Below are 9,277 nucleotides of genomic sequence, written 5' to 3'. Positions count from 1 at the left end.
TCTCGTCTCCCGCTCCATATTAATCCGCTGAAATTCCACCTGCCGGCGGTTTGCCTTTTCTCCCCAAAACCGCCGTTCAGCAAGGGAGCACAAGCCTTTCCCAATCATGAATGCGGTTCACTCGCCGCCGTTCCCGCACATTCCGTTTCCCGCCGGTTTTGCGCTATAGTAATGAGGTTATAAGGCAGTAAAGAGGTTGAGGTTATGGTGATGGATGCGCCCGATTTTTCCGGTTTCATAAACGAGTTCGTCGAGGAAGCCGAAGAGCACCTCCAGACCCTCAACGCCTGTCTGCTCAATATCGAACAAAGCGCCGCCGCCGGCGCCCCCAACAGGGAAAAGATAGACTCCCTCTTCCGCGCGGCCCATACCGTGAAAGGGCTGGCGGGAATGATGGAGTTCGAGAACATCGAGCGGCTGTGCCACCGGATGGAAGACATCTTCGGGGAAATACGCCACGGACAGATGCCGATAACCGCCGGGATCATCGACGCGCTTTTCGCCGCCGCGGATGCGCTGGCAAAACTTATCGCCGCCGTGCGCGAAGGCGGCGCCGACAAGGGCGTGGAGATCGGCGCTCCGATGGCGCTCATGGACAAGGCGCTCCTCGGCGGCAAAGCGGCAGTAGTGGCCACCCCCCAAAAAAAGGGCCGCGAGAAGAAAAAAATCAGCCCCGCGGATATGGGAATATCCTTGAATGCCGCAACGCTGGGGGAAAAAGACCTGGCCATGCTGGAGGATGCCGTTACCGCCGGGCTTTGGATCTACGAACTGGGCAAAGAATTTACCGGCGGGACGCCTCTCGAAAAAATTCACCGCCTGCCGATATTCCACGACATCGAACAGGCGGGCATGCTCATCACCGCGCTGCCCCCCGTGGAGCATATTCCCGGCGCCAGCGGAACCGTCAACTGCCGCTTCATTTTCGGCTCCGACCGCCCCCCCGCCGTTGTCCGCGAAATTTTTATGGATCCGGTATCGATACTAAAAGAGGGGTGGGCCGCCGCCCCCGCGGGCGCCGCCGAAACCGAACCGCCGGAACCGGAGGAGCCGGAGCAACGGACGCTCAATGAAATTCTGGCGCAGTTGGACGAAACGCTGATACAGGAATTCATCAAGTCCGCCTCCGACCACCTTGACCAGATCGACCTTGCCCTGCTGGAATTGGAGCGGGATCCGGCTGGCGCCCATATTGCCGCGGAGATTCACGACATCTTCCGCTCCTATAAAGGAAAGGCGGCCCTTTTCGGCTTTAACAAAATCGCGCTGCTGGCTGGCAAGCTTGACGGCATTTTCGGTCAAATCCAAAATCAACGGGTCACCGCCGGAACCGAACTCTTCGAGGCGGTGGCCGCAAGCATGGAAAAGCTGCGGCGTCTTCTGGACGAGCTCAAGCTGCGCAAGGAAACCGGTGTGACGGTAACTGCCGACCTGAAACGGCTGGATGCCCTGGTGGGAAAAACGAAAAGAAGCCCGGAAGAACTGCAAAAAGTGCTGGCCTTGTCGGCGCTGGATCCCGCTGTGGTGGAACAATTAAGCCCCGCCGAACAGGCGCTGATCGCCGAGGAATACGACAAGGGGCGCGCCATCTATCAAATCGTCATCCGTTTCGGCGAAGATGCCATGAAGTCGGGATACGAGCCGCTCTCCATCGTCCCCGTTGTGGAAAAAAGCGGCGACATACTGGTAAGCATTCCGCTCATCGACGGGGTTCCTGAAATCTTCCGCTACGAGGCCGACAAATGGGGCATCGGCTTTCACTTCCTCCTTGCCACGGATATTTCGCGGGAGCAACTGAATTCCCGCTTCGCCATGCTCCCCCGCTTTATGGAAATAGACCTGCGTGAAGTGCTATGCAAAAAGACAACCCCCAAAGCCGCCCCCCACCGCCTGGCGGCCGCGGCCCAGGCAGAGCCGGCCACCGCCCCCCTGTCCATGGAACATGACATGGAAACCGCCGGCGAAAATTCCGCCGCCGAAGCGGAGAAAAAGATCAAGGAGAGGGCGGTCAATACCATCCGCGTCGATATCGAACGGCTGGACAAGCTGCTGAACCTCATCGGCGAACTGGTGATCGACCGCACGCGGCTGGAACAATTAAGCGCCGAAATGCGCAAACGTCTGTCGGCCGACCCCCTCGCCGTTCAATTAACCCACACCAACCAGCTTTTCCAGCGCCACATAAACGAAGTGCAGGATATGGTGATGTCGATCCGGATGGTGCCAATCGGCAACGCCTTCAACAAATTCCCGCGTATCGTGCGCGATATGGCGAAATCGCTGGGAAAAACCGTGAACCTGTCCATCGTCGGCGAAGATACGGAGCTGGATAAAACCATCATTGAAGAAGTGGGCGATCCGCTGATCCACCTGATACGCAACGCCATCGACCACGGCATCGAATCCCCCGATGAGCGCCGCGCCGCCGGCAAACCGGAAACCGGCCAGGTCGCGCTGAAGGCCTATCACGAAGGGGACACCATCATCATCGAGGTGTCGGACGACGGCCAAGGCATGAATATTGAAAAAATACGGGATATTGCGGTGCAAAAGGGGCTATTGGATCCGGCCGCCGCCACACCCAGCGAAAAAGAGATGCTTCAGTTCATTTTCGAACCCGGATTCAGCACCACCGCCGTTCCCACAATGGTATCGGGCCGCGGCGTGGGAATGGACGTGGTTAAAAAAAACATCGTCAAACTCAAAGGGCTCATCGACATCTTCTCGGAAAAAGGCAAGGGATGCACCATCCGGCTCCGGTTGCCGCTGACGCTCGCCATCGTTCCAACCCTCATCGTCGGGGTGCGGGAAGAAACCTTCGCCATCCCCCTCTCCTCGGTGGCGGAATCGCTCCGTATAGCCGTGGAAGATATACGGATGGTGAACGGGCGCGAGATGATCACCCTGCGCGACACGGTATTGCCGCTGGCGCGGCTGGACGAACTGTTCATGCTGGACCGCAAACCGTTGCGCAAAGCGCCCCTCCCGGCGGAAACAACGGAACCCGTTTTACCATCCGCCGCGGCAATACCCTTTAGAGTGGGCCGCGCGCGGAGGAACTCCGTTTTCATCGTGGTGGTGGGGCTGGCGGAAAAACGCCTCGGCCTCGTGGTGAGCGACCTCAAACGGCAGCAGGAAGTGGTGATTAAAAACCTCGGCGAAATGCTGAAAGACGCGCCCGGCATTTCCGGCGCCACCATCATGGGGGACGGCCGCGTGGCATTGATCCTTGACGTGGGACAAATCATTGAAGATGCCGGCCGGCGGCAACGCCAGCAGCCGGCAACCAGCATGAAAGAAGGGTAACTATGAAGCCACCGGTTTTGCTTTTTACCGTGCTCGTGTTGGCCGCCGCCGACGGCGCGCATGCGGAAAAAAAACAGGTCAGCATAAGCGGCGCCCGCACTGAAACCCATATCAGCGGCGCCAATACGCCTCAAAGCGGCAAAGATGACAAAATACACGCGAGCGGCGCCACCACCACTCCCGCGCCAAGCAAAGCGGCATCCGCCAAAAAAGGCGGACAAAACGTCCCGCAAAATCAACCAGTTGTCACGCATCAATTCAATGACGAGCGCCCCGCCCCGGGTGAAGTGCGCAAGCCGCGTCAACCGGAACAGGCCACGGTGGAAAAGCCGCGTCCCCCCGGCCAACCCCGCACACCGGAGCTGCCGCGCAGCAAATGACCGCAATATAAAGGGATAACCGATGAACATGACCTACAAGCCCCGGCTGGACAAGCATGGCGAGTACGCGATTGAAGTCGACAAGTATGGGCAGGACGTGATCCACAATCCCCTGCTGAACAAGGGAACCGCATTCTCCCTGCGCGAGCAGGAGGATTTCGGCCTCTCCGGCCTGCTGCCGCCGCACATCTCCACTTTGGGGGAACAACTCACGCGCACCATTGAAAGCTACCACGCCTGCTCCAGCAACATCTCGAAGTACATCTACCTCCGCTCGCTGCAGGACCGCAACGAAACGCTTTTCTACGCGATGCTGCGCCAGAACATCCGCGAAATGCTGCCAATCATCTACACCCCCACCGTCGGCGAAGCGGTGGAAAAACACGGGCATATCTACCGCAACGCGCGCGGCCTCTTCATCACCCCTGACAACGTATTCAATATGGGCGAGATGGCCAAACACCTCCCCTCCAAGGATGTCGAGATCATCGTCGTCACCGACAGCCAGGCGATACTAGGCATTGGCGACCAGGGGGTCGGCGGCATGGCGATCCCCATCGGCAAACTTTCGCTCTACACCGTGGCGGCCGGCATCCATCCCTCGGCCTGCCTGCCGATCTGCCTCGATGTGGGAACCGACAACCGCACACTCCTCGCCGATCCGCTCTATCTGGGCCGCCGCCACTGGCGGCTCACCGGCAACGAATATGCCGTCTTTATCGAAAACTTCGTGGAACAGGTGAAGAAACATTTTCCCAACGCCGTCCTCCAGTGGGAAGACTTCGCCAAGCAGAACGCCTTCACCAATATGGACAAATACCGCGACGCCCTTCCTTCGTTCAACGACGACGTGCAGGGAACCGGCGCGGTGGTGCTGGGGGGCATCCTCGGCGCGATGAAAATAAAAAAGAAAACCCTGCAAGACCACCGCTATCTGATTTACGGCGCGGGGGCCGCCGGCGGCGGCATCGCGCGGCAGATACGCGATGGCCTGAAAAACGCCGGCTTAAGCCATGAAGAGGCCTGTGACCATGTGTTTCTGGTGGATAGCGCCGGCCTTGTCACCGCCGGGCGCGAAGGGCTGGAAGAATATAAAAAGGAATTCGCCAAGCCGGAACGGATCACCGGAAGCTGGATACGCGACAACGTGCATGAACTGACGATGGCCGAAACCATCCGCCACGGCAGGATCAACGTCCTTATCGGCGTTTCGGGGCAGACCGGCGCATTCGACGAAAAGATCGTCAACCTGATGATGGCCAATGACCCCGAACCGCTCATCTTTACCCTATCGAACCCCACATCGAAATCGGAAACCGACCCGCGCAAGGTTCTGTTGCAAACAAATGGCAGGGCCATCGTCGCCTCCGGCTCCCCCTTTGGCTCGGTCACGGTGAACGGACGCGAGATGGAGGTGGGGCAGGGAAATAACGCTTTCATCTTCCCCGGCCTCGGCCTGGGAACTTTGGTGGCCAAAGCGCGAAAGATCACCGATGGCATGATGACCGCCGCGGCCCACGCATTGGCCGCCTGCGTAACGGAAGAGCGGCTGGCGGCGCGGATCATCTTTCCCCCGGTGCAGGACATCTTCGAGGTTTCGCATAAAGTGGCGGTGGCCGTGTACAAACGGGCGGTGGAAGATGGCGTGGCGCAAGCAGCCCACGGCTCGGATCCGGAAAAAGTGATCCGCGACCTGATGTGGCTCCCCACCTATGCCAACTACAAACGGCTCGGCAAATAGCCAGTCGCACCGGTTGGGGAACAGGGGCGAAAAAGGCGGGCTACAGCCCCCGCTGGTTGAGTAACGGCGATACGCGGCTCCATATCTGATCGCCGACCGTATCCATCGCCTGCTTGGCGTCGATGCGTATCATCATCTCAAAACCGGGACCGTTGAATATGCGGTAAACCTCATTCAGGAATTCGATCTTCTCGAAGCCGATGTTCGCCCCGCCCCGGTCTTCCACCCGTTTAAGGCCCTCTTCCGGCTTGATGTCCAGGAAAAAGGTTATATCCGGCTGGGGAAAATGCCCGTTCATTTCCGCGATGACCTTTATGTCAAAGCCGAGCGCCCCCTGATATGCCATGTTGCTGGGAATATAGCGGTCCATCACCACGATCTTGCCCGCCGTGAGGGCGGGAATGATGTTTTGCCTGCTGTCTTCCTCGCGGTCGTTGATGAAATAGGAGAGTTCCTCTTCGCGGGTGACGCCGTCCCGCCCGTTTGCGGCTATCTGCCGTATCTTTTGGCCCCACACGCCGTTGGTCGGCTCTTTCAGGTAGAGCGCGTCGTACCCCGCCTCGCGGAAGCGTTCCACCAGCTTTTGCGCCTGCGTGCTCTTCCCCGCTCCGTCCAGCCCCTCGATGAGGACGAACAACCCCTTCTTCCGGTCATCACTCCACACACACATGGGGCGATTCTATACCGCCAAACGCCGGTACCGGTAAAAAAATGCGCGCGGCGGCACCGCCCGGCCCTTTCAAAACCGGATTAAGCGGAGCCGAAATCTTTCCACGCTTTTGCGATAATGAAGACTATCGGAGCGCTGTGCAGCAAAAGGTCAAATATGTCTATCGGCTTTCGCAGCGTTCCCTGCGTAAGCATCCGCAGCTTTTCGATGAGGTGCGGCTCCGGCCCCATCGGCCAGGGGGCAATCGCCATCAAGACGGCAAACAAAATCAAAAGCGGCCAACTGGCACTATCGAGCATTGGTATTCCCCGCTTTTCCTTTAGTTGTTAATATCTCCGTTGAGAGGGTAGAGGCAACGCCTCGAAAAAGGGTTCAAAAACGCCCGCATGTTAATTTAAGGAAGGCGGTCGCCGGTTTATAAAATAATAAACTTTGTCGTTGATTTCAAAAAAAAATATGGCATAATTACACGGTTTCTTGGCGCGCATATGCGCGTCCCTAACCGGGAACGGCGGTTCCACCAGCCGCAAGTTGACCGAAAACAATAGGGTAAAGGACTAGCGTAAATGAAGAAAGAGTACAAAGACCTTATGGGTGCGTTGCTGAAGCGCAGGGACGAGTTAGTCGCGCTGGAAGGCCACACCGGCCAGAAGGGGCTGGAAAACCTCGATCTGGGGCACGGCGACGATATGGATATCGCGGAATCGGTCGTCGAGCAGGAAATGTCGATGACGATCCGCAACCGCGCATCGCGGGAAATCATCCTCATCGATGAATCGATTGAAAAACTCCACAAGGGATCGTACGGTATCTGTGAAAACTGCGAACTGGAGATAGAAACCAAGCGGCTCAAGGCGCGGCCGTTTGTGAAATACTGCATCGACTGCCAGACCGAGATGGAGAAAAACGCCGAGGAAAGCGCTCCCGGCGGCGGGTTCCAATTCGGAAAACTGGAATAACACCCCGTTTTACGGTATACTTCCTTATAACACTGCGAGGATTCAAAATGTTCGATTTAAAGATGTATGCAAAAGCGCTGGCCGCGGTTCCGGAGCGCTATCTCCTCGTCAACGCGATGGTTCACCGCATGCGCCAACTGCAAGGCGGCGCCGAGCCGATGGTTGAATCGGAAGGTCTCTCCCTGTTCGACATTTCGCTTAAGGAAATCGTTGAAGGCAAGATTGCCATCAAGCATATCGTCGAGGAGCGCCAAACCCTTACCTTAAACGCGGAACACCTGGATTAATTCCATACCGGAATGGCTGAAGACAAAAGCTTCACCATAAACGACCGGCGCCGGACAGCCGGTGCCGAAGAGACCGCGGGGCGGGACGCCCACGCCGCCGAGGCTGGCAAGCGCAACGCACCCCCGGCGATCAATTTCTCCACTTTCGTCCTTTCCCTTTCCACCTCCGCCGCCATGAACTTGGGCGGCTATACCGACCCGGTGTCCGGCCTTATCCCGCGCAACCTTGAGTTGGCCAAACAGTCGATAGACATCCTGGGAATCCTCGCCGAGAAAACCAAAGGGAACCTCGACGCCGACGAGACCCACCTGCTTGATTCGGTTCTGTATGAGCTGCGAATGCGGTATATTGAAGAAATGAAAAAGGGGGCCTGACGGTGGACGATGAAGAACGGCCAGTAATAAAAGAGGGTCTGGAAGAAGAGAACCGGGCGGTCAGCGAAAAGACCGAAGAGGAAAAAAACGCGCTCGCCTCCATCACGAAGGAACTCGACCAGTACCTCGACATCCCGCTGACCGTCAGCACCGAGTTGGGGCGCACCAAAATAACCGTCCGCGAAATACTGAAGCTGAAAGACGGCGCCGTCGTCGAACTGCACAAACTGGTGGGAGAGCCGATGGAAATCTACATCAACGGACTGCTCACCGCCCGCGGCGAAGTGGTGGTGGTGAACGAACGGTTCGGCATCCGCGTGACCGACGTGATCGATCCGATGGAAATCATCCGCCAAAACGCCTGAACCGCCGTCCGCTCAGCCGAGGTAGCGGATAATGCGCGGAATAAAGTCTTCCGGCACTATCGGTTTGGCGATGAAATCGTCCGCCCCCAATTCAAACACCTTGCGCCGCACGTCGATCAGTTCGCCGCTGACCCCCGTGGAAGAGGAAACGGCGCTGTTAACGATAACGGGAAGCGTTTGCAGCAGCGGATTTCCCCGTATCTCCGTGAGCAAGGTAAACCCGTCCATCACTGGCATGCCAAGGTCGGTAATCACCAGCACGACCTCGGTGGTTTTTAAAATCTCCAGCGCCTCCAGCCCGTTTGCAGCTTCGATGATTTCCACATCCTTCATTTCCAGAATATGCTTTCTCATAATGGCGCGCTGCACCTCTTGATCGTCCACCACCAGAACAACCGGCCGCACCGGCGCGAACCGGATGGAGAAAACGGCCCCCCACCCCTCAACCGATTCCACCGTTACAGCGCCGCCGTGCGCCACCATGATCTCTTTGCAGTAGGGAAGCCCCAAACCGGTTCCCTTTTCGCCGCCTGTCCCGATAGTGGTGGTTTTCACCTCCGGTTTAAACAAATCGGGCAGGATCGATGCCGGTATGCCGATGCCGCCGTCTTTCACCATAATGGTGTGGGGATCGGCGGCCCCCACGGTAACGCTGTCGCCTTCGCGGCAGAATTTCACGGCGTTCGAAACAAGGTTATTCAGCACTTCGGAAATAAGCGCGCCGTCGGCGAAGACCTTCATGCCGGGGGGAACTTCGTTGACAAACCGTATCCCTTTTTTATCCGCGAGCGTGGCGTAATGCCCAAACGAGGAGATGGCAAGATCGCGCACCGCGATGGGCCTTTTTATCACCGATAGCCTGCCCGTTTGCAGCCGGCTTAAATCGAGCAATTGATCGATCATATCCACAAGGCCGCCGAGGCTTTTGTGCGATTTCGACACTAACTCCGCCTGCTTCGCCTCGTCCAGATTATACCGTGCCTTCTCCGCCAGCATCCCCAGGAGGGCCATCACGCTCCCCAACGGCCCGCGCATGTCGTGCGACACGAGGGAGATACTAAGGAAGTCGTTAGTAAGGCGACATGATTATGCGGCATAACGTACATTCGGCTCGTCAAAGAACGAGCGTACCTTTTTCTGGTTGCGCTGTAGCGATTTCAAATGACCATGAGCCTTCTTCCTCAGATCGTCCGG

At 57.6% G+C, this 9,277-nt stretch carries 10 protein-coding genes; 7 read left to right on the top strand and 3 right to left on the bottom strand.

All coding sequences use genetic code 11. The annotated features are described in order from the left end of the window. Positions 1-204 precede the first annotated feature (204 nt). The 3 genes from HZA03_12335 to HZA03_12325 are packed head-to-tail and all read left to right on the top strand — an operon-like array spanning position 205 to position 5,427. Complete coding sequence (locus tag HZA03_12335) at positions 205-3,306, top strand: Hpt domain-containing protein (GenBank protein MBI5638744.1); 3,102 nt, start codon at positions 205-207, stop codon at positions 3,304-3,306. 2 nt (positions 3,307-3,308) lie between these two features. Then, on the top strand, positions 3,309-3,686 hold the full coding sequence (locus tag HZA03_12330) for a hypothetical protein (protein ID MBI5638743.1): 378 nt from the start codon (positions 3,309-3,311) through the stop codon (positions 3,684-3,686). A 22-nt stretch (positions 3,687-3,708) separates the two neighbouring features. After that, a complete protein-coding gene (locus tag HZA03_12325; GenBank protein ID MBI5638742.1) occupies positions 3,709-5,427 on the top strand; it encodes an NAD-dependent malic enzyme in 1,719 nt (572 codons plus the stop codon). 40 nt (positions 5,428-5,467) lie between these two features. On the opposite strand, the gene tmk is transcribed toward HZA03_12325, so the two are convergent. Next, positions 5,468-6,097 (bottom strand): dTMP kinase, encoded by a 630-nt coding sequence (gene tmk / locus HZA03_12320; GenBank protein ID MBI5638741.1) that lies wholly within the window; start codon positions 6,095-6,097, stop codon positions 5,468-5,470. Between the two features lie 80 nt (positions 6,098-6,177). Next, the gene (locus HZA03_12315; GenBank protein ID MBI5638740.1) at positions 6,178-6,396 is read right to left on the bottom strand and encodes a hypothetical protein; all 219 of its coding nucleotides are present in this window, start codon (positions 6,394-6,396) and stop codon (positions 6,178-6,180) included. Positions 6,397-6,663: 267 nt separating this feature from the next. Here HZA03_12315 and HZA03_12310 point away from each other — a divergent pair, with 267 nt between their 5' ends. From HZA03_12310 to fliN, 4 genes are all read left to right on the top strand, one after another. After that, the gene (locus HZA03_12310; GenBank protein ID MBI5638739.1) at positions 6,664-7,056 is read left to right on the top strand and encodes a TraR/DksA family transcriptional regulator; all 393 of its coding nucleotides are present in this window, start codon (positions 6,664-6,666) and stop codon (positions 7,054-7,056) included. A 62-nt stretch (positions 7,057-7,118) separates the two neighbouring features. After that, the gene (locus HZA03_12305; protein MBI5638738.1) at positions 7,119-7,343 is read left to right on the top strand and encodes a DNA-directed RNA polymerase subunit omega; all 225 of its coding nucleotides are present in this window, start codon (positions 7,119-7,121) and stop codon (positions 7,341-7,343) included. Between the two features lie 12 nt (positions 7,344-7,355). Next, complete coding sequence (locus tag HZA03_12300) at positions 7,356-7,718, top strand: DUF1844 domain-containing protein (protein ID MBI5638737.1); 363 nt, start codon at positions 7,356-7,358, stop codon at positions 7,716-7,718. Further along, entirely contained in the window at positions 7,715-8,083 is a 369-nt protein-coding gene (gene fliN / locus HZA03_12295; GenBank protein MBI5638736.1) for a flagellar motor switch protein FliN, read from the top strand. Before HZA03_12300 ends, fliN begins: the two co-directional genes overlap by 4 nt. Before the next feature lie 12 nt (positions 8,084-8,095). On the opposite strand, the gene HZA03_12290 is transcribed toward fliN, so the two are convergent. Next, positions 8,096-9,130 carry a hybrid sensor histidine kinase/response regulator gene (locus HZA03_12290; GenBank protein MBI5638735.1) on the bottom strand — a complete coding sequence of 345 codons (1,035 nt, stop codon included), beginning with the start codon at positions 9,128-9,130 and terminating at the stop codon, positions 8,096-8,098. Positions 9,131-9,277 lie beyond the last annotated feature (147 nt).

It is taken from the genome of Nitrospinota bacterium (genome assembly GCA_016217735.1).
Taxonomy (GTDB): domain Bacteria; phylum Nitrospinota_A; class UBA7883; order JACRGQ01; family JACRGQ01; genus JACRGQ01.
This window is presented reverse-complemented; position numbering and strand designations above follow the sequence as displayed.